At 71.8% G+C, this 20,078-nt stretch carries 21 protein-coding genes; 7 read left to right on the top strand and 14 right to left on the bottom strand.

Going from position 1 to position 20,078, the window contains the following annotated elements; genetic code table 11:
- Window positions 1–159: 159 nt before the first annotated feature.
- The gene (gene hppD, locus DA075_RS16930) at window positions 160–1,290 is read right to left on the bottom strand and encodes a 4-hydroxyphenylpyruvate dioxygenase (RefSeq protein WP_099954232.1); all 1,131 of its coding nucleotides are present in this window, start codon (window positions 1,288–1,290) and stop codon (window positions 160–162) included.
- A 118-nt stretch (window positions 1,291–1,408) separates the two neighbouring features.
- On the opposite strand from hppD, the gene DA075_RS16925 reads away from it, so the two are divergent.
- Window positions 1,409–1,903, top strand: a complete 495-nt coding sequence (locus DA075_RS16925; RefSeq protein WP_099956641.1) for an Lrp/AsnC family transcriptional regulator — start codon at window positions 1,409–1,411, stop codon at window positions 1,901–1,903.
- A 190-nt stretch (window positions 1,904–2,093) separates the two neighbouring features.
- Window positions 2,094–3,179, top strand: a complete 1,086-nt coding sequence (locus DA075_RS16920; RefSeq protein WP_099954231.1) for a patatin-like phospholipase family protein — start codon at window positions 2,094–2,096, stop codon at window positions 3,177–3,179.
- 40 nt (window positions 3,180–3,219) lie between these two features.
- On the opposite strand, the gene DA075_RS16915 is transcribed toward DA075_RS16920, so the two are convergent.
- The gene (locus DA075_RS16915; protein ID WP_099954230.1) at window positions 3,220–3,651 is read right to left on the bottom strand and encodes a CBS domain-containing protein; all 432 of its coding nucleotides are present in this window, start codon (window positions 3,649–3,651) and stop codon (window positions 3,220–3,222) included.
- Between the two features lie 158 nt (window positions 3,652–3,809).
- Complete coding sequence (locus DA075_RS16910) at window positions 3,810–4,628, bottom strand: rhomboid family intramembrane serine protease (RefSeq protein WP_099954229.1); 819 nt, start codon at window positions 4,626–4,628, stop codon at window positions 3,810–3,812.
- 532 nt (window positions 4,629–5,160) lie between these two features.
- Here DA075_RS16910 and DA075_RS16905 point away from each other — a divergent pair.
- The gene (locus tag DA075_RS16905; protein WP_099954228.1) at window positions 5,161–5,763 is read left to right on the top strand and encodes a PAS domain-containing protein; all 603 of its coding nucleotides are present in this window, start codon (window positions 5,161–5,163) and stop codon (window positions 5,761–5,763) included.
- Between the two features lie 159 nt (window positions 5,764–5,922).
- Here DA075_RS16905 and DA075_RS16900 read toward each other — a convergent pair whose 3' ends face one another.
- The 4 genes from DA075_RS16900 to DA075_RS16885 form a co-directional block, all read right to left on the bottom strand.
- Window positions 5,923–6,300, bottom strand: a complete 378-nt coding sequence (locus DA075_RS16900) for a hypothetical protein (protein WP_099954227.1) — start codon at window positions 6,298–6,300, stop codon at window positions 5,923–5,925.
- Between the two features lie 97 nt (window positions 6,301–6,397).
- Window positions 6,398–8,365, bottom strand: a complete 1,968-nt coding sequence (locus DA075_RS16895; protein WP_099954226.1) for an alpha/beta hydrolase domain-containing protein — start codon at window positions 8,363–8,365, stop codon at window positions 6,398–6,400.
- A gap of 89 nt (window positions 8,366–8,454) precedes the next feature.
- Window positions 8,455–9,156 (bottom strand): NUDIX hydrolase, encoded by a 702-nt coding sequence (locus DA075_RS16890; RefSeq protein WP_099954225.1) that lies wholly within the window; start codon window positions 9,154–9,156, stop codon window positions 8,455–8,457.
- Entirely contained in the window at window positions 9,156–10,058 is a 903-nt protein-coding gene (locus tag DA075_RS16885) for a PhzF family phenazine biosynthesis protein (protein WP_099954224.1), read from the bottom strand. The genes DA075_RS16890 and DA075_RS16885 overlap by 1 nt, the downstream gene beginning before the upstream one ends.
- Before the next feature lie 320 nt (window positions 10,059–10,378).
- On the opposite strand from DA075_RS16885, the gene DA075_RS16880 reads away from it, so the two are divergent.
- Window positions 10,379–11,383 (top strand): DUF2891 domain-containing protein, encoded by a 1,005-nt coding sequence (locus DA075_RS16880; protein ID WP_244936164.1) that lies wholly within the window; start codon window positions 10,379–10,381, stop codon window positions 11,381–11,383.
- 4 nt (window positions 11,384–11,387) lie between these two features.
- Here the strand turns inward: DA075_RS16880 and pdxY are convergent, their stop codons facing one another.
- Window positions 11,388–12,236, bottom strand: a complete 849-nt coding sequence (gene pdxY, locus DA075_RS16875) for a pyridoxal kinase PdxY (RefSeq protein WP_099954222.1) — start codon at window positions 12,234–12,236, stop codon at window positions 11,388–11,390.
- Between the two features lie 218 nt (window positions 12,237–12,454).
- On the opposite strand from pdxY, the gene DA075_RS16870 reads away from it, so the two are divergent.
- Window positions 12,455–12,979, top strand: coding sequence for a DedA family protein (locus DA075_RS16870; protein ID WP_099954221.1), 525 nt, complete (start codon window positions 12,455–12,457; stop codon window positions 12,977–12,979).
- A gap of 153 nt (window positions 12,980–13,132) precedes the next feature.
- Complete coding sequence (locus tag DA075_RS16865; RefSeq protein WP_099954220.1) at window positions 13,133–14,338, top strand: GGDEF domain-containing protein; 1,206 nt, start codon at window positions 13,133–13,135, stop codon at window positions 14,336–14,338.
- 6 nt (window positions 14,339–14,344) lie between these two features.
- Here DA075_RS16865 and DA075_RS16860 read toward each other — a convergent pair whose 3' ends face one another.
- The 5 genes from DA075_RS16860 to DA075_RS16840 all read right to left on the bottom strand — a co-directional run bounded on the left by DA075_RS16860 (window position 14,345) and on the right by DA075_RS16840 (window position 18,521).
- The gene (locus DA075_RS16860) at window positions 14,345–15,349 is read right to left on the bottom strand and encodes an ABC transporter substrate-binding protein (RefSeq protein ID WP_099954219.1); all 1,005 of its coding nucleotides are present in this window, start codon (window positions 15,347–15,349) and stop codon (window positions 14,345–14,347) included.
- A gap of 29 nt (window positions 15,350–15,378) precedes the next feature.
- A complete protein-coding gene (locus DA075_RS16855; protein WP_099954218.1) occupies window positions 15,379–16,164 on the bottom strand; it encodes an ABC transporter permease in 786 nt (261 codons plus the stop codon).
- A gap of 22 nt (window positions 16,165–16,186) precedes the next feature.
- Entirely contained in the window at window positions 16,187–17,014 is an 828-nt protein-coding gene (locus DA075_RS16850; RefSeq protein ID WP_232388576.1) for an ABC transporter ATP-binding protein, read from the bottom strand.
- Window positions 17,015–17,145: 131 nt separating this feature from the next.
- Window positions 17,146–17,406 carry a hypothetical protein gene (locus DA075_RS16845; RefSeq protein ID WP_244936162.1) on the bottom strand — a complete coding sequence of 87 codons (261 nt, stop codon included), beginning with the start codon at window positions 17,404–17,406 and terminating at the stop codon, window positions 17,146–17,148.
- On the bottom strand, window positions 17,406–18,521 hold the full coding sequence (locus DA075_RS16840; RefSeq protein ID WP_099954216.1) for a PepSY-associated TM helix domain-containing protein: 1,116 nt from the start codon (window positions 18,519–18,521) through the stop codon (window positions 17,406–17,408). The genes DA075_RS16845 and DA075_RS16840 overlap by 1 nt, the downstream gene beginning before the upstream one ends.
- Window positions 18,522–18,768: 247 nt before the next feature.
- Here DA075_RS16840 and DA075_RS16835 point away from each other — a divergent pair, with 247 nt between their 5' ends.
- Window positions 18,769–19,251 carry an MmcB family DNA repair protein gene (locus DA075_RS16835; protein ID WP_232388000.1) on the top strand — a complete coding sequence of 161 codons (483 nt, stop codon included), beginning with the start codon at window positions 18,769–18,771 and terminating at the stop codon, window positions 19,249–19,251.
- A gap of 14 nt (window positions 19,252–19,265) precedes the next feature.
- Here DA075_RS16835 and DA075_RS16830 read toward each other — a convergent pair whose 3' ends face one another.
- Window positions 19,266–19,889 (bottom strand): PilZ domain-containing protein, encoded by a 624-nt coding sequence (locus DA075_RS16830; protein ID WP_099954214.1) that lies wholly within the window; start codon window positions 19,887–19,889, stop codon window positions 19,266–19,268.
- Window positions 19,890–20,078: the final 189 nt, after the last annotated feature.

Below are 20,078 nucleotides of genomic sequence, written 5' to 3'. Positions count from 1 at the left end.
GCGCGATGTGGCGCAACGTCGGGTTGGGAGGATCATATCCCGGGGCGGCGTCAAGCCGTCCGAAGGACGTGGCGCGGGTATCCCCGTCTCCCCACGGGTGGGGAGAGGAGGACACCCGCGCTTCTCCTGCGTTCGGAAAGCCCTGCGATAGAGGTCCTTTCACGCCGCCGCGTCGCTTCTGTCCCCGGCCGTCAGCACGCCGCGGCGGATCTGGTCCTCCTCGATCGATTCGAACAGGGCCTTGAAGTTGCCCTCGCCGAAGCCGTCGTCGCCTTTTCGCTGGATGAACTCGAAGAAGATCGGCCCGATCGCGTTGGCCGAGAACAGCTGCAGCAGGATCTTGGTCATCCCGCCCTCGACCACCCCCTCGCCATCGATCAGGATGCCGTTGCGCTCCATCCGATCCAGCGGCTCGCCATGGCCGGGCAGGCGGCTTTCGACGCGGCGGTAATAGACCGAGGGGGGCGAGGGCATGAAGGCGACGCCGCCGGCCCGCAACGCCTCGATCGTCGCGTAGATGTCGCGGCAGCCGCAGGCGATGTGCTGGATGCCCTCGCCGTTATAGGCGTGCAGGTATTCCTCGATCTGGCTCTTCGCGTCGGCCGACTCGTTGATCGGGATGCGGATCTTGCCGTCCGGCGAGGTCAGGGCCTTCGAGAACAGGCCGGTCTGCTTGCCCTCGATGTCGAAATAGCGGATCTGCCGGAAGTTGAAGATTCGTTCGTAGAACCCGGCCCAGACGCCCATCCGGCCGCGATGCACGTTATGGGTGAGGTGATCGAGATAGTAGAGGCCCAGGCCCTCAGGGCGCGGGTCGCGCTCGGCCACCCATTCGAACGCGGCGTCGTAGGGCGAGCCCTTCGCCCCATACGTCTCCACGAAGTAGAGCAGCGAGCCGCCGATCCCCTTGATCGCCGGCACGTCGAGGGTCTTCTCCCCGTCCGCCGGGTCGGCCGGCTCGGCGCCGAGCGAGATCGCCCGGTCATAGGCGGCCCTGGCGTCGACGACCCGGAACGCCATCGACGGCGCGCAGGGGCCGTGGGCGGCGACGAATCGGTGGCCGTGGCTGCCCGGCTCCTCGTTGACGAGGTAGTTCACGTCGCCCTGGCGGTAGACGGTGACCGCCTTGGTGCGGTGGCGCGCCACGGCGGAGAATCCCATGGCGCGGAAGAGGTCGTGCAGGGCCTGGGGCTCCGGATGGGCGTATTCCACGAACTCGAAGCCGTCGGTGCCCATCGGGTTGGCGGCGGTGACCTCGGCGGCGGGAGCGTCGTGCGGATAGGGGCCCATGGGTGCGTCCTCGTGGCGGCTTGGCCCGCATCACAGCATGGACGGCCCGCGCGGGGCGTGCGAAATCCGGCCGCCGATCCGGATCTGGCGCACGGATCGTGCACGGATGACCCTTCCGATGACCGATTCTCTCACCCTCGACGGGTTCGACCTCAAGATCCTCGCGGCGTTGCAGGAGGACGGCCGGCTCGGCAACCAGGAGCTCGCCGAGCGGGTACATCTCTCGGCAAGCCAATGCTCGCGCCGGCGCCTGCGGCTGGAGGAGCGCGGCGTGGTGCGGGGCTACCGGGCGGATCTGGCGCCGGAACCGCTGGGCCTGCGCGTCACGGTCTTCACCAAGGTCGCGCTCGCCACCCACAACCGCGACAATGCCCGGCGCTTCGCCGAGCTGGTCCGCGGCCTCGACAGCGTGCTGGAGGCCCACGTGATGACCGGCGACAGCGACTACCTGCTGAAGCTGATCGTGCCCGACCTGAAGGCCCTGTCGGCCCTGGTCAACGACGTGCTGCTGCCGCACGAGAGCGTGGCCCACGTCCATTCCTCGGTGGTACTCGACACGCTGAAGGCGGCGGCGCCGCTGCCGCTGCCGCGCGGGCCGGCCGCCGGCGGCTAGCATGCCCCCATGCCTGTCCCCACTTCTCAACGGGGTGCAGCAAGGGCCCGCACGGGGCCGGAAGGCTGCGGCTGGGACGGGATCGCCCAAATCTTCTCCCAAACGGCAATGAAACCTCTGCCGTTGACGAACGCTTGATTCATCCACGCCACACTGCAATCCGGGACAGGCCCGGCAGAGGTCAGGCGCCATGATGTGGGACGGCATCGCACTCTTTTCCGGCGCGCCCGTGCGGCGCTCAGCGGACGGCGTGCTGGGTGCCGCGGGTGTTCCCGAACACAAGCCGCCCCTGCCCAAGGCCCCCCAGCCCAAGCCCCCCCTGCCCAAGCCGCCCCGGCGGGCGAAGGTCGGCCTGGCGCTCGGCGGCGGAGCCGCCCGCGGCTGGTCGCATATCGGGGCGATCGAGGTGCTGCAGGAGGCCGGCATCGCCATCGACGTGGTGGCGGGATGCTCGATCGGGGCGGCGGTGGGCGCCTGCCACGCGGCCGGCAAGCTCGGGGAGCTGCGCGAATTCGCCCTGTCGCTGACCAAGCGCCGGGTGATGGGCCTGCTCGATTTCCATATCAGCGGCTCGGGACTGATCGCCGGCGAGCGCCTGCGGCGGCTGCTCGAGCGCGACCTCGGCCATGCCCGGATCGAGGAGCTGCCGCTCACCTTCGCGGCGGTGGCGACCGAGCTCGGCACCGGCCACGAGATCTGGCTCACCCGCGGCGGCCTCGTCGAGGCGGTGCGGGCGTCCTATGCCCTGCCGGGCATCTTCGATCCGGTGAAGATCGCCGGGCGCTGGCTGATGGACGGGGCGCTGGTCAACCCGGTGCCGGTGACGGCGGCGCGCGCGCTCGGCGCCGACGTGGTTCTGTGCGTCAACCTCAACGGCGACATGCGGGTGCGCGGCACGGTGATCCAGTCGCACGGGGCCGAAGGGGCCGACGCGGTGATGGAGGCCGCCGCCGAGGCCACCGCCATGCCGGAGGAGCCGCGGCGCTGGCCCCTGATCGGCGGCCGCCGCACGCGGCCGAAGCCCCGGCCGGAGATCGGCGCGCCGAGCGGCATCGCCAGCGTGATGGTGGATGCCTTCAACATCACGCAGGACCGGATCTCGCGCTCGCGCCTCGCCGGCGACCCGCCCGACGTGATGATCAACCCGAAGCTCGCCCAGATGGGCCTGTTCGAGTTCCACCGCGCCGAGGAATGCATCGAGCTCGGCCGCCAGGCCACGCGGCGGATGCTGCCGGAGATCCACGAGATGATCGCGGCGGCGGTGACGCCGGTCTGAGGCGGTGCGGCGGCGGTTAGGACCGCCGCCAACCTGGCCGTCAGGCCGTGGCGATGTACTCGCGCAGCGCGCGATGCTCGGCCTCGACCGATTCGATGCGGTGCTTGACCACGTCGCCGATCGACACGAGGCCGACCAGCCGGCCGTCCTCGACCACCGGGACGTGGCGGAAGCGCCCGTCGGTCATCAGTTCCATCACCTCGTCGACGGCGGTGGCGCGGGAGCAGCACACCACCTTGGCGGTCATGTGCCGGGAGACCGGCGCCTCGAGCGCCGCGCCGCCGCTGCGGACCACGGCCCGGATGATGTCGCGCTCCGACAGGATGCCGAGGACGGTCTGGCCGGCATCGCTCACCACGAGGGCGCCGATGCCCTTCTCGGTCAGCAGTGCCGCGGCCTCCGCCAGCGTGCGGTGGGGCTGAACGGTCACCACGGTGCGGCCCTTCTGCGACAGGATGCGCGCAACGGTCATCAACACCTCCCTGCTCGGGCCCCGCCAGCCACCGAGTGGTCCGGGCGGGACGCTCGTTCGGAGGGGGAGTGTGTGACCGCGCGCCGATTGAGGCAAGCACCCCGGAGGTCGAAGAGAAACAATCTCCCGGAGAACCGATCTCCGATCCCTTGCCTGCCTCAGCGTCGTCCGAGCCGGTCGACCAGGGGAAGCAGAAGGAAACCGACGACGAACCCCCCGAGATGCGCGTCCCAGGCGACCGCGGAATCGCTCAGGCCCAGCGGCAGGGCGGCGAGACCGAACAGCAGGTTGGTGACGAGCCAGATGGCGAGGAACACCACCGCCGAGCGGTTGCGCAGGAGTTCCGGAATGGTCTGCAGCCGGGTCGGCACGGGACGCTGCCACGGCACCGCCGCCGGCCCCACCATCTCGACCGGCTGGAAGGCGAAGCGCACCGCCGCCGCCATCAGCCCCGATACGCCAGCCGACGCGCCGATCAGCGGCACGGTGCTCAGGGGATCGATGAGGACGTGGAGGAAACCGCCCGCGGCGGTCGAGACCAGGGCGATCAGGCCGTAGCGCCAGGCGCCGCAGCGCCGCGCCACCGGCGTGCCGAAGGCCGCGAGCCAGACGCTGTTGAGGAGCACGTGGGCCCAGGAGCCGTGCAGGAGCGCGTAGGACGCGAAGGTCCAGGGCATCGCGCCCGGATCGGCCACCAGGTAGGCCGCGAAGGCCTTGCGCGCCTCGACCTCGAGGGCGCCGCCCCCCGAGGCGGCTGCGGCCCGGATCACGTCGGCGGCCCGGTCGGGGTCGAGGGCGAGGGTCCAGCGCGCCGGCACCAGTGCGAGGTCGAGGAGCAGGGTGATGTCCCAGACGTCGGGCAGCACCTGCCGCACGGCGTGGATCAGCACCAGGATCCCCACCGAGGCGGTGACCACGGCGGGCATGTTGAACACCGGCACGCGCGGCGGTCGCGGGAGGTCGGGGGTGGCATCCATGTCGGCACCATTGCGGGGCCGCCGGCCCGACCGCAAGGGCGACCGCCGCCGCGGGCCCGGCGCACCCCCGAAAAGAGGACGTCGCCCGCGAAAAAACACGGTCTCGCACGAAAAAAGCAGCACGTTGCCGCTCTCCCCGCCGCGCACAAAAAAAGGGAGAGCGTCGCCGCTCTCCCCGAAAGAGGGTGCCTCCGCGCCCGACCATGTCCGGCCGCACGCGAAACGTCTTCAGGACCGTGATGACGCGGGCCGGGACCGACCCTCACCCCTTGGTATGCGGGCGGGCATAGGGTGGGTGTCTCACCCCTGCCAGCCCGAATTCGCTGTCGTTCACGACAATCGCGCAAGTGTGGGAGAAACGCAACATTTATGACTTGGTAACCTTAATCAAACCTTACGCTCTCGCGGCACCGCCATTCGGCATACGGTCTGCTGAACCGAATCAGCCGAACCGGTCGTCGTCCCGAAACGGGACGCCGACCGGCGGCCCCTGGACCGCCCGATCACACGTTCCGTGCCAGACCGAGACGCCATGAAGCACCCGACCAGCCGCATGCTCCACGCCTACTGGAACGGCCTGCGCGGCGCCCGCGCCGCACCGGAGCGGGGCGAGATCGAGCCCGGAGAGATCCGCCACGTCCTGGCCGACAGCCTGATCCTCGAGATCGACGCGCCCCGGCACGCCGCCACGGTGCGTCTCGCCGGCACCCGGCTCTGCGCGCTGTTCGGGGCCGAGCTGCGGAGCCTCTCCTTCGCGGGCTTGTGGGGCGAGGCGCCGGCCGCCGATCCGTGGCGGCTCGTCGAGGTGGTGATCCAGGACACCACCGGCGTGGTGGTCGGCCTCGTCGGGGTGACGGAGGCCGGGGAGACGATCGACCTCGAATTGCTGCTCCTGCCCCTGCGCCACCGCGGCAAGACCCAGGCCCGGGTGATCGGCTCGCTCTCGCCGGCGGTGATTCCGACTTGGCTGGGCCTGCGCCCGATCGTGGCCCTGCGCACCGTGTCCCTGCGGATCCTGACGCCCGAGGCCAACGCCGCCCCCGCCCCGCTGGCGGCGCCGCCGCCGGCGGCCAACGACGAGCCGGGCCTCGAGCGCCGCAAGCGCTTCGTGGTGCATCGCGGCGGACGGCTCTGAGCCGACGTCGCAAGAGCGGTTTCGGTCCTGCGATAGAAATCCGCGACAAGACAAGAACCTGAGCGAACGAAGCGTCGGCCTGCCGACGCAAGTCCGCGGTGGAACCGTCAGGCCCTCGCGCCGCCATGCGGAGAGCCCGAAACGGCGCCCCGGGGCGGATCAGGCTCGTGTCGCCCCGTCCCGCAGCCTAGCCCCGGCCTCGCCGTAGCCCGAGGCCGCCGCCGCCCGGTTGGCGATGCCGCGGCTCAGCGTGACCCATTCGAGGTCGTTGATCGCCTTCACCAGCCGCTCGCGCTCGGGCGCCTCCGCCTCCTCGCCGGGTGCGGCTTCGGCGAGGTTCACGGCGGCGATCAGGACCTGGTCGCGCCCGTCCTCGATCCGGGGATCGCGCTCGACATGGCCGCGCACGTCGTCGTCGAAGCGCTTGATGACCGACCAGGGCAGCGCGTCCGCGCTGCACCCCGACGGATAGCCCCGTGCGACGAGCCGGGCCTGCGCCGCAGCCTCCCGGACGAGTTCGACGAGCTTGGCGACCATGGCCCCTCCGTGCCGGCATTCTCGGAGCGGGAACCCGCGAGATCGCCCGCGGGTCCCCGATGCGGATCCCCGATGAGAATACGCCCGGCGAGGCGCGTCACCGCGCCAGCGACCCTTCCTGCGCCGCCTTCGCCATCTCCTCGGCATCCGCCGGCAGCAGGGTCCGCTCGGCCACCATCCGCTCGGCCGCCGCCTTCACCGCCGCCGCGTAGGCGACCGCATCCGGGTAGCGCTCCTCCAGCGAGGGCCGTGGGTCGTCCGCGGCCTTCGCCGCCGCCCGCGTCTCGGCGAAGGGGAGGACGCCGCCCTTCTGGTTGCACAGGGTGTCGGCGGCGACGCCGCGGGTCGGGTTCCAGGCGGTGTAGGTCGCCCGCGGCGCCTCGATCAGCGGGAGGCGGAGGCCCGCCAGGGTGTTGCCGTCGGGATCGACCTTCGGCAGCAGCAGCGGGTAGGTGCCGCGCACCACCGGCGGATCGCCGCGCCCGGCGCCGGGTTCGATCCCAGGCTCGACCCACTCGGCCGGGGTGTGGAGGCCCGTATAGGGCAGGCCGGGGATCGGCGGGTAGAGATGCGCCGGTGCGCCCAGGGTGCCGTCGGCCCGCGAGGGATAGCGGCTCGCCGGCGGCGCGATGCCGTCGGTGATCCAGGCTTCGAGCGCGGTGAGGAGGGCCCGCGACGCCGCCCCCGCATGGACCGGGCTCACCGGCAGGGCGCAGCCGGGCTCGCTCGCGGTCCTCGCGTCGGGAGCGGCGAAGTGCGGCGCGCCGGTGACCATGTAGACCCGGACCTCCGGCGGCTGGGGCAGGTCGGCGCCGCGCGTGTCGGTGGTCACGAGCGCCCCGCGGGAGCCCCACAACTCGTACTCGCTGTCGACATGCATCAGGCGCGGGCAGGTGTTGGTCACCCGGCAGCGCAGGAAGAGGCCGTCGCGCCTCCCCGTCAGGGCGTCGGTCGTCGTCGCATAGGCGAAGGGGAACTGGTCGGCGGGGTAATGGCGGTCGAGATGGGGTCCGGGATTGCGGCCGGGCTGGGCGAAGCGGGCATTGGTGAAGCTGCGCCGGCTGCCGGCGATGTGCGGCATCATCCCGTCGAACACCATCCGGCCCCGCTCGTCCTCGTTGAGGCCGAGATAGAGCAGGTCGCGCAGCACCCGGCCCGATTGCGAGATGCCGAAGCCGATCGCCCGGTCGATGGTGCTCCGGCCGTCCCGCGCGAGCGGGTTCCGGTCGGTGGTGTCGTGGCGCAGGAAGGTCGCGACGTCGCGGATCGCCGCGAGGCCGAGGCCCATCACCGCCGGGTCGCGGGCGGTGTAGCTCAGCTCGTAGAGGGCGCTGCCGTCGAACCCCGGGGGCCGGGTGATCTCGATGCGCTTGGCGTCGAGGTAGCGGAACGCCAGGCCCGGCGGCGTGGTGCGCGGGTCGTCCGGCTTTGCCCGCACGGTGAGGCGGGCCTTGCCCGGGTCGAGGTCGGCGGCGGGCCAGGTCAGCGGCGCGGCGATCGGGGATTTCGTGTTCTCGAAGCTCCATTCCTCGCGCGAGGGCCCGGTCACGCCGGTGAGCACCGGCAGGCGGATGCCCATCCCGGTGCCGGGGGCGATGTCGCCCTGCCAGCCGATCCAGGCGAGGGTGTAGCCGCGCGACAGCAGGAAGCCGCGTCCCCCATCGTCCGCCTGTTCGAGCCGGCCCGACGCCTCGGTCGAGACGCCCTCGAAGAGGGGGCCGATCAGCTTGCGGCCGCGATTGGGGATCTCGACCAGCAGGAGCCCGTTGGGGCGCTCGGGGCGCAGCAGCACCACGTCGGCCACTGCCTCGACCCGGCCCTCGGCGTTGCGGGGCGCGAGCGCCAGGTCGGCGATGACCGCGTTGCGCGGGTCGGCGGGATCGAGCGCGAGGGTCGCCCGGCCGGTGATCTTCTGCGCCGTGCCGCGCTCGCCGAAGCTGCGGCCCTGCAAGGCGGGCGTCTCGGCGGCGGCGGTCTCGAACCGCGTCACCTCAGCCCCGGCCGGCCCGGCGGCGAGGCCGCAGCCGAGCATCGCCAGGGCCACGGCCCTCGGCATCCTGGTCATCGCTGGACTCCCCCTGGCGGCGCCACGGACGGGCGCCTTCGGGACGACCGTAAAGGTGCGACGCCCGGCTGTGAACCGGAACCCGCGGCTCAGGCGGCCAGCACGCTCGCGAGATAGTGCCGGACGAAGCGCGGCATCCGGGCGGGATCGAGATCCGCCGCGTCGCGCACCCCGACGATGGCCGACAGTTCCGGCTCCGCGTCCGCCGCGAGGTGGGCGGCGATGCTCTCCCGCACCTGCGCCTCGTCCTCGTCGAGCTGCACCGGGCGCAGCAGGGCCATCAGGCCGCCGTCGCGCACGATGGTCCAGCCGGGATCCGGCCCGTCGGGGGCGACGAGGCCGGTCTCCTCCCGCAACTCGCGCAAGGCGCTCGCCGCGAGGTCGACTTGCCCGTCGGGGCCGATATCGGTCGGGTCCGGCGTGCCGCAGGGAAAGTAGACCCGCCCGGCGGCGGCGGTGTGCGGGCCCATCTCGCCGAGCAGGAAGGTGCCGTCCCGGGTGCGCGGCACCGCCGCCGCGAAGACGTTGAGGACGCCTCCATCCGGAAAGCCCCAGTCCTTCAGGGCGGTCAGGGCCGCGTACTGGGCCTCGAACAGCTCGGCCTCGAGCACGCCGCGGGCGAGGGTCCAGCGGCGCAGCATCAGCACCGTGCCGTTGAACATCGCCGGGCGGGCGGCCCGCCGCTCCTCCCAATGGGCGGCGATCGCCGCCCGGTGGTCGCGGGCCCAGGGCCAGTCATGGGCGACCATCCGGGCCTCGACCCGGCGGGCCGGAGTGAGGGTGACGCCCATCAGAGATGCAGCGCGCCCTCGGAAACCAGGACGGCGCTGCCGCCGATCTCGGCCGCCCGCAGGGCCCCGTCCTCGATCGTGAGCTGGAGCGCGATCTCGCTCGGCCGGCCCATCTCGAACCCTTGCGCGATCGTGAGGTCGTGCGTGCCGCTGCCCAACGGCTCGAACTGCATGAGCGCCCCGGCGAAGGCCGCGACCGCGCCGCCGGTCGCCGGGTCCTCGGCGATGCCGGCGCCGGGGGCGAACATCCGGGCCCGGAAGCTGTGGCCCGCCTCCCCGGTCTCGCCGGTATAGAGGAAGACCTTGGCTTTGGGTCCCAGGGCCTGGTTCAGCGCCTCGGCGCTGGTGCGGGCCCGCGCCAGGGCGTCGAGCCCCTGCACCGGCACGAGGTGGAACGGCGTGCCGGCGCTGTAGCGGCTCGGCCGGTGACGGGCAAAGCCGATCTCGGACGGCGACAGGCCGAGGGCAACGGCGAGGCCTGTGGCGTCCGGCTCCTCGCCCCAGCTCTCCGGCAGGCGCGGCAGGCGGAAGCGCGCGCGGCCCCTGCCCTCCCCGGCCTCGACCACGCAGGGCACCACCCCGACCTGCTCCTCGAGGCCGAACGCCACCGCGTCGGCGACCTCCGCCCGCCGGTCGCCGAGGGCGAGCAGCACCGCGGTGCCGACGGTCGGGTGGCCCGCGAAGGCGAGTTCCTGGGTCGGCGTGAAGATCCGCAGCCGCGCCCGGTGCCGGGCCTCGGCGGGCGGCAGCACGAACACCGTCTCCGACAGGTTGAACTCACCGGCGATGGCCTGCATCGCGGCATCGTCCAGCCCCTCGGCGTCCAGCACCACCGCCAGCGGGTTGCCGGCGAGGGCTGTGTCGGTGAACACGTCCAGGGTGGCGTAGCGGCGTGCGGGCATCGGGTCTCGTCCTTGGGGTCGTGGCCTGACCGGGGCTCGCAGGCGAGGCAGCACGGATCGGGTGGGCGGTGCAACCCCCGGGGACGGAGGACCCGTCACGCGGAGCCGTTATGGCCGTTTCGCGAAACGGCCATAACGGCGCTCAGCCGCGGCGACTCCATCGCTTTGTCCGAGCCGCTTCGCGGCAGGCTTGAGCGTCCCTTTGATCCGCTCGGGCTCTGCCCTCGCGATTGCAGTCGCTGCGCAGACGGATAGCCGACGCTGCAACGATGCCGGTGAATGGTGTAGGCGAGCGGCGTGATCCGACGGAGCGCAGCCCCTTGCCCCACACCCTGACGCCAAAGACCGCCGCCCGCTTCGCCGCCCTCACCCTGGGCCACGTCACCCGGGAATATCCGAACAAGCCGGACCACACGCTGGCCGGCCCGGAGGACGCCCGCACGCCGGCCGCCCTCCACCCGGTATTCTACGGCAGCTTCGACTGGCATTCCTGCGTCCATGGCTACTGGCTGCTCGCCCGCGTGCTGCGCCGCTTCCCCGAGGGTCCGCAGGCGCCAGCGATCGCCGCACTGTTCGACCGGCAGCTGACCGTTGAGAAGGTCGCGGGCGAATGCGCCTATCTCGACGCCCCGACGGCGCGGGGCTTCAAGCGGCCCTATGGCTGGGCCTGGGCCCTCAAGCTCGCCGACGAGCTGCGGCAGCTGCCCGAGCCGCGATGGTCGCGGGCGCTGGCGCCGATGGCCGAGATCTTCGCCCAGCGTTTCCGCGAGTTCCTGCCGCTCTCGCCCTATCCGGTGCGGGTCGGCACCCACTTCAACACCGCCTTCGGCCTGCGCATGGCGGCGGATTACGCGCAAGGAGCAGGGGATGCGGCCCTGACGGACCTGCTGCGCGCCACCGCCGCGCGCTGGTACGGCGCGGATGCCGATTGCCCGGCCTGGGGCGAGCCGAGCGGCGACGACTTCCTGTCCTCCGCGCTGATCGAGGCCGAGTGCCTGCGCCGCCTGATGCCGGCGGACGCGTTCTCGCCCTGGTTCGACCGCTTCCTGCCGCGCCTCGCCGAGCGCCACCCTGCGACCCTTTTTCGGCCGGCGACCGTCACCGACCGCAGCGACGGCAAGATCGCCCATCTCGACGGGCTCAACCTCAGCCGCGCCTGGTGCCTGCGGGCGCTCGCCGGTGCGCTGCCGGCCGGCGACACCCGCGTTCCGGTGCTGCGGGAGGCGGCCGAGGCGCATCTCGACGCGGCCCTCCCGCATCTCGCCGACGACTACATGGGCGAGCACTGGCTGGCGAGCTTCGCGCTCCTCGCCCTGGAAGCGTGAACCGTCACACCGCCTCGACCGGGAAGGTGCGGCTCGGCGCCACGAACTCCTCCTGGGCCGCCACGGTCAGGATCTCCCGGGCGCCGGCCTCCGCGGTGCGGCGCAGGAGGCCGTAGATCGAGGCGGCGGCAGCGCCCAGGGCCTCGCCGGCCGAGCGGCTGCGGGCGTAATGCACCAGGAACAGGGCCGCGGTGGCATCGCCCGCGCCGTTGACGTCGAGCGACAGCCGCGGGGTGCGCAGGCGCCAGAACTGGCCGTTCGCGCCGGCCAGCATGTCGATGCTGTCGTCGGGCGTCTCCTCGGTGTGGAGCGAGGTCACCAGCACCACCTGCGGCCCGCTCGCCTGCACGGCGGCCACGGCGGCCTTGGCATCGGCCAGCGTCCGGGTCTCGATCCCGCTCAGGTAGTCGAGCTCGAACTGGTTCGGGGTGATGATGTCGGCCGCCGGCACCGCGTGGTCGCGCATGAATTCCGGGATGCCGGGGCGCACGAACACCCCGCGGCCGATATCGCCGATCACCGGGTCGCAGCAATAGAGCGCCGCCGGGTTGGCCTCCCGCACCCGCGCCACCGCCCGCAGGATCGCGGTGCCGATATCGGCCGAGCCCATATAGCCCGACAGGACCCCGTCGCAGGTGGCGAGCACCCCGCGCTCGGCGATGCCCTCGACCAGCTCCTCGATCGCCGGCCCGTCGAACACCCGGCCGCGCCAAGCGCCGTAGCCCGTGTGGTTGGAAAACTGCACCGTGTGCACCGCCCAGACCTCGACCCCGAGCCGCTGCATCGGGAAGACCGCCGAGGCGTTGCCGACATGGCCGTAGGCGACGTGGGACTGGATCGACAGGACGTTCATCGCGACACGAGACCCCGCGCAAGGTGCGACCGGCCCCCCGGCCGGGGGGCCCGCCCGCACGATTCCCGGAACCGGACGCTCCTGGCAACCGCCCCGCGCCGTGAAACCGCGCGGGACGTGACGTCACGCAGCGCTCACCCATCTCGCGTAAGGAAGGGGAACGCCCGCCCGCCTCTCCGACTTGTCCCGCCATCCCCCCAACCCACGGTCAAGGCTCCATGGATTTCGAGAGCTTACGCACCACGGTCCTCGATGTCCTGCGCGAGCACCAGGCCTGGGCGCCGGTGATCACCGGGATCATCGCCTTCTGCGAGTCGCTCGCGGTGCTCTCGCTGCTGGTGCCGGCGACCGTGATCCTGATCGGGATCGGCGCCCTGATCGGCTCGGGTGCGATCCCGTTCCTGCCAGTGATGGTCGGGGCCGCGGTCGGGGCGATCATCGGCGACTGGGTCTCCTACGAGATCGGCCGCTACTACAAGGACGGCGCCAAAAGGCTCTGGCCGCTCAGCCGCTACCCCGAGATGGTGCAGAAGGGAGAGACCTTCTGCCAGCGCTGGGGCGCCTGGGCGATCTTCGTCGGCCGCTTCATCGGCCCGGCCCGGGCGGTGGTGCCGCTCATCGCCGGCGTGGCGCTGCTGCCGCGGCTCTGGTTCCAGCTCGCCAACCTGTCGTCGGCCTTCGTCTGGGCCTTCGTCTGGCTGGCGCCGGGGGCAGGCCTGATCGACTGGCTGCGGCGCACCTGACGGGGCGGTAACCGCAATCAAGGAAAGGTGTCCGCTCACCCGAGCACTCGGTCGAGCTAACATGGTCCGTACGGAAACCTCATCAAATATTAAGTCACGTCGGCAGACTTGGTCGGCGCGGCCCTGAACGGGGCCGTCTCCGGAATTCGGTCCATGCCCGACGCGACGCCGACCTATCTGCTCCCGCGCGCCGCGCTCCTGCGCTGGCTCGTCGATCCGAGCCTCGACCTGCCGGATAACCTGCGGATCCGCCTGCTCACGACGCTGATGTCCTCCGCGGCCTCGCTGGTGATCGGTGCTGTCGCGATGCTGATCATCGAGGTGGCGGCCGTGATCCGCCACCCGGCGCCGGCCTTCCTGTGGCTGCTGGCGGCGGATGCGGGCCTGCTCGCCCTCCGCCTGGTCCTCGTCGCCCGCAGCCGTCGCGCCATCGCGGCCGGACGCCCGGCGCCGACCGACCTTTTGCTCGCCAGCAGCCTCGCCTGGGCGGCCCTCGTCGGCATCGCCACCGTCCTGTGCTTCACGAGCGGCGATCCGCTGCTGCAGGTCCTGGCGCCCCTGACCATGATGGGCATCCTGAGCGGCATCGTGACCCGCAACTACGCGGCGCCGCGCCACGCCCTCGCGATGATCGTGCTGTGCGACCTGCCGCTGAAGCTGATGCTGCCGCTCCATTACGGCGATCCGTGGTTCCTGATCGGGGCGGTGCAGGGCCTGCTGTTCGTGGTCGCCATGCGCGTCACCACCGTGCGGCTCAACCGCACCTATGTCGAGGTTCTGCTCGCCAAGCAGGAGAACCAGCGCCGGGCCACCCACGACGCCCTGACCGGCCTGCGCAACCGCACCGGCCTGATGGATGACCTCGCCGACCGGCTGCAGGGCGGCGTCGGCGGCGTCGGCGTCGGCGGCGTCGCGCTGCTCTACCTCGATCTCGACGGCTTCAAGGCGGTCAACGACTGCCTCGGCCACGCCGCCGGCGACACCCTGCTGGTGCAGGTCGCCGGCCGGATCTCCGCCGCGATTCCCGCGGAGTGGCGGGCGGCCCGGCTCGGCGGCGACGAGTTCGTGGTCCTGGCCAGCGGCGACCGGACCCACGAGGCGGCGATCGTGGCGGCCCGGCTGATCGATGTCGTGAAGGCGCCCTACGACCTCGGGATCGGCGTCGGCCTCAGAATCGGGATCGGCTGGGCGACCCCGGGGATGACCCCGGACGCGCTCCTCGCCGAGGCCGATGCCGCGCTCTACCGCGCCAAGGCCGCCGGCAAGGGCCGCCTGATGACATCGGGCGCCCATGCACCGTCGGGTGCCGGCGCGACGGTGCCCGGGCTGCGCGCCGCGGCCCGGGTCGGGTGGGCGTGAGCCGGGTCAGCCCATCGCCTTCCTGATGAACCGGTCCTCGACCGTCGTCGCGAGGTCGACCTTGGCGCCCTGCAAGTCGGGATCGAGGGTGCGGACCAGCTCCAGCACGCTCGCCATGCCCTCCTGCGTCGGGATGCCGGTGCGGGAATAGCTCTCGAGCGAGTTCTTCACCGCCTGCACGTAGAGCGGCTTGTCGCCGAAATGGTAGGCCGGCGGCACCGTGTCGGCGATCTCCTCGGGCGAGGCGGCGGTGATCCACTTCAGGGCCTTCGCGAAGGCGTTGACGACCTTCTGGGTCGCGGCGGCGTGGTGCTCGATCCAGTCCTGCTTGGTGTAGACCACGGCCGCCGGGTTCGGCCCGCCGAAAAGCGCCCGGGTGCCGGCTTCGGTGCGGGTGTCGATCATCACCGCGATGTCGCCGTCGGCCTCGAGCTTGGCGATCACCGGATCGAGGTGCGAGATGGCGTCGATCTCGCCCTTCTTCATCGCCGCGATGGCGCCCGCCCCGCCCCCGACCCCGATCAGGGCCGCGTCGGTGGCCTTCAGCCCGGCCTTGATCATCGCGTACTGGGCGGTCAGCGCCGTGGAGGAGCCCGGCGCCGTCACGCCGATCTTGCGGCCCTTGAGGTCGGCGGCGGACTTCACCGTGCCGGCGAGGTCCTTGCGCACCCCGATCACGATGGCGGGAAAGCGGCCGAGCTCGCACACCGCGCGGACATCCTGGCCCTTGGCCTGCATCCGGATCGTGTGCTCGTAGGCTCCCGTCACGACGTCGACCGAGCCGCCGATCAGCGCCTGGAGCGAGCGCGCGCCGCCGCCGAAATCGTTGATCTCGGCCTCGACGCCCTCCTCCTTGAAGAAGCCCTTCCGCTCGGCGATCGTCAGCGGCAGGTAGTAGAGGAGCGGCTTGCCGCCGACGCCGATGCGGACCTTCACGGTGTCGGCCCGGGCCGGCGCGGCCGGGGTCAGCGCCAGGGCGGCGGCGCCGGCGAGGAAGCTGCGGCGTTGCATGGGTGTTGTCCTCCCGTTGTTCTGGTTTCTCACCCCTGGCCGCCGGCTTGCGGGCGCCAGACCAGGAGGCGGTTCTCGATCAGGGTGACGACCGTGTCGATCACGATGACGAACACGGTCAGGATCAGCATGCCGGCGAAGACCCCGGTGACGTCGAAGACGCTCTCGGCCTCGTGGATCTTGTAGCCGAGCCCGGCCGAGGAGCCGAGATACTCGCCCACCACGGCGCCCACCAGGGCGAAGCCGACTGCGGTGTGGAGCGAGGAGAACATCCAGGTCAGCGCCGAGGGCCAGTAGACGTGGCGGAGCAGGCCGCGCTCGCTCATCCCGAGCATCCGGGCGTTGTTCAGCACCACCGGGCTCACCTCGCGCACGCCCTGGTAGACGTTGAAGAACACGATGAAGAACACCAGCGTGAAGCCGAGCGCCACCTTCGACCAGATGCCGAGTCCGAACCACAGCGCGAAGATCGGCGCCAGCACCACCCGGGGCAGGGCGTTCGCCGCCTTGATGTAGGGGTCGAACACCGCGGCGAGGAGCGCGTTGCGGGCGAACAGGAACCCGAAGGCGATGCCGCCGAGCGCGCCGGTGAGGAAGGCCAGCACCGTCTCCTGCAGGGTGATCCAGAGATGGCCCCAGATCTCCGGGTTCGTCATCTCGGTCCAGGTCCGCTTCAGCACCTCGACCGGGGTCGAGAAGAAGAACTGGATCTGCTTGGGCGCCCCGAGGATCGGATAGACGGTGAGCACGTGCCAGATCGCCAGGACGACGAGGCCGACGAGGATCTGAAGGGCGAGGAGGCCGAGGCGGTTCACGGGGTTACTCTCTCCGAAGGGGTCACGCCGGGCCGCCCGCATAGGCACGGGAGACCTCGACCCGCAGGCACGACCAGATCTCCTTGTAGAGGGCGTGGAAGTGCGGCTCGAGGCGGATCTCGCTGATGTCGCGCGGTCGGGCGAGGTCGACCGTGAACTGGCCGACGATTCCAGCGGCGGGCCCGGCCGAGAGCACCACCACCCGGTCGGCGAGCGCGATCGCCTCCTCGAGGTCGTGGGTGACGAACATCACCGCCTTGCGGTTGGCCGCCCACAGCTCCAGCAGCAGGTTGCCCATGATCTGCCGGGTCTGCGCGTCGAGCGGCCCGAACGGCTCGTCCATCAGCAGGATCTCGGGGTCCCGGATCAGCATCTGGGCGAGCGCCACGCGCTTGCGCTGGCCGCCCGAGAGCATGTGGGGATAGCGGTCGACGAAGGCCGAGAGCCCGACCTTGCCGAGCCAGTCGCGGGCCCGCACCAGGGCTTCCGAGCGCGGGACCTTCTGCGGCTCCAGCGCCACCGCGACGTTGTCGAGGGCCGTCTTCCACGGCATCAGGGCGTCGGCCTGGAAGAGGTAGCCGGCGCGGGCGTTGAGCCCCGAGAGCGCCGAGGAGAACACCGTGACGGTCCCTGAGGCGGGCTTCAGCAGGCCGGCGGCGGCGTTGAGCAGCGTCGACTTGCCCGAGCCGGTCGGCCCGACCACCGCCACGAACTCGCCAGGGCTGACCCCGAGATCGATGCCCTCGACGGCGACGTAGCGTTTGCCGCCCTTCAGGGTGAAGGCGATGCTGACACCCTCGAGCCGCACCGCATCGCCGTGGGCGAGCGCCGTGCCGCCGACCAGGCGCATGCCGGCCCGCCCACTTTTTCGTCCCTCGGCGGCGCGCTGCCCCACCATCACGTCTCCCTCCCGTCGCCCGGCCGTCTCGCGCGGCTCCGGGCGGGGCAGACCATCGGCGAGCGGGCGCGTGAGATCAACCGCTACGTCCGTCGCGCCGCCCTGTCTCGCGGCGCATGAGCCCTGCCGATCCGGGCCTTGCCGAGATAGGCCTTGCCGACATGCCAGGCGATCAGGGCGAGCGGCAGGCTCAAAGAGAGCCAGGCCGCGACCCCGCCGGCACCCTCGTGGAGGAGCGCCGCCAGGAGACCGACCAGGGTGGCAAGGCCGACGAGGAGCGGCACGCCGAACACGGCGCGCCAATCGGCCGGGAGGCGGCGGGGCATCGGGACGCGGCCGGACATCACGCCACCTGCGCCCGCAGGGCCGGCGCCGGACGGCGGCGGCGCACCCACCAGAGATAGAGCCCGCTCCCTAAGACCACGATGGTGACGAGGTCGAGCGACGCCCAGAGCACCTTCATCGGCAGCCCGCCGTAATCGCCGAAATGCAGCGGCTGCGAGACGAGGAGCGCGGTCAGGTACCAGGGCAGGGGGCGCGAATCGGCGACCGCGCCGGTCCCGGCATCGAGCAGCACCGGCTGCAGCAGCCGCGCGGTGAGCGGCGCGGTGCCGCGCAGGAAGACGCCGAAATGCCGCGGCGTCGCGAAGGGCGTGCCCGGGAAGGCGATGAAGCCCGGCACCATCCCGGGCGCCGCAGCCTTCGCCCGCGCCACCACCGTGTCGAGGGAGGCGGGCGGGCCGGCATTGGTGTCGGCCTGGCTGCCGGCGATCATCCGCGACAGCGTGTCGGCCTTCCACACCGCGATCAGCGGCTCGGACAGGGTGTTGATGACGCCGGTGAGGCCCACCACCGTGAGCCAGGCCACCGTGACGATGCCGAGCAGGTTGTGCAGGTCGAGCCAGGCGACGCGCCGGGCGCGCTCCGGCCGCACGGTGCCGAAGGCCAGCCGGCGGGTGAACGGCCAGTACAGCACCACCCCCGACACGATGGCGGCGACGAGGAGCAGGCCCATCGCCCCGAGGAAGAGCTTGCCGGGGAGCCCGGCATAGAGGTCGACGTGCAGCCGCAGCATCACCTGCATGAAGGCATTGCCCGACGGCCCGAGCGTGCCGGCGCTGACGGCGTCGTAGAGCGTCACCGTGGCGTCGTTCGGCGGGGCATCCGCGGCGGCGTTGAGGATCACGAAGACCTTGTGCGGCTCGTGCTGGTCCCAGCCGATATACTGGATGACCTTGCCGGGATGGTGGCTCAGCGCGTTCGTGGCGATCCGGTCGGCGGGAGCGGGAGCCTGCCCGGCCATCGCCGCCGGGGCGTCGCCGACCCCGAAAAGCTCGTCGATCTCGTGGTGGAAGATCAGCGGCAGGCCGGTGAGGCACAGGAGCAGCATGAACAGGGTCGAGATCAGGCTCGACCAGGTATGCACGAAGGCCCAGGCGCGGACGCTGGACGCTCTCATCCGGTTCTCCTCGGGCAGCGGCGCCGGCTTCCCGGCGCAGTTTTGAATCAGAATAAACTACTGATTCCGTTCGGCTTTCCGGAACGCTGGCTAGAGGCTGGGCGCCTTCCACGCAAGGGGTGCGCCCCTCGCGCAAGGGGTGCGCCGCCTGCGACACGGGCCGCAGGTGACAACGGATGTCGAAGCTGGTCCGATGACGTTCCCGATTCGGTCCCGCGCAACCCGTCAGCAGCATCCGTCCACAGCCTTGTCCGCCGCCCTCGCCCTCTCTCTCCCCGTCGACCGCCGCCAATCGCCGACCGCGCTCAGCGTGCAGCGGGGCGTGCGGCGCCTCTTCGCCGAGCTCGGGCACGTCACGATCCCGGAATTCACCCTGGCCAACGGCCGGCGCGCCGACCTCATCGCGCTGGGGGCCTGCGGCAAGCTGACGATCATCGAGATCAAGTCGAGCGTCGCCGATTTCCGCGCCGACCGGAAATGGCCGGACTACCGCGACTTCTGCGACCGCTTCTACTTCGCGGTGCCGGAGACCCTGCCGGTGGAGATCCTGCCCGAGGAGACCGGGCTGATCGTCGCCGACGCCTTCGGGGCCGCGATCCTGCGCGAGCCGCCGGATCATCCCCTGGCCGGCGCCCGCCGCAAGGCCGTGACCCTGCGCTTCGCCCATGCCGCGGCGGGCCTGCTCCACGCCCTCGCCGATCCGGGCTCGATCCGCGAAGGCGCGCTGTAGGCGCGCCCCGCGCGCTACAGCACCAGGTTCTCGTCGAACCGGTCCGGCGACAGCGGCAGCCGGAACTCGACCGCGAGGCCGCCCCGGAACCGGCGCACCACCCGGGCGGGCGTGCGGCCGACGACCACGGCGGACTCGAGCGGCAGCTCCACCTCGCAGGCCAGGGCCGCACCGGAGAGCGAGACGTCGATGATGCGGGCGGCGATCTCGCGCCCGCCATCGATCCTCAGTGTGGCGGGGCTCTGGCGCGGCACCACGCGCTCGTGCCGGCGGTCCTCCGGCAGGCCGAGCGCCGTCCGGTTGGCGAGCCAGGTGAGCTGCGAGGCGATCTTGTCGCGCTTGTGCGCCGTGGCGGTGATCGCCACCGCGACGCCGTCCGGCAGGATCCGGGCGATCGTCCCCTCGATCCGCCCGACATGCTCGAGATAGATCACGATGCGCTCGCCGACCTCGCCGCCGACCGCGCAGGTGAGGCGCACCCCGCCGGGGGACATGTCGACGGTCTGGCACGGATATTCCTGCCGGTCGGCGAGCATGTAGCGCCCGAGCAGGGCCACGGGCACGCGGCGGTGCCGGCGCTGGTCCGTCGCCGGCAGGCCGAGGGAATGCCCGCCCGGCAGCGTGGCCTGACCCATCATGCCTGCCATCACGCTCGCCACGACGCTCGCCCCATGACGCTCGACCCTCCCGGCGCGGAACGGACCGCTCTCGGCAGCTTGCATGGGACTCATTAAGCAATTGCTCCGGCCGCGGCCGCGGCACGGGATCCGCCCGCGCGACACGGGGGCGGCCTTGCGGGCCGGGGCCCCTCGCCGTAAGCTCAAGTC

Source organism: Methylobacterium currus, from assembly GCF_003058325.1.
GTDB lineage: Bacteria > Pseudomonadota > Alphaproteobacteria > Rhizobiales > Beijerinckiaceae > Methylobacterium > Methylobacterium currus.
This window is presented reverse-complemented; position numbering and strand designations above follow the sequence as displayed.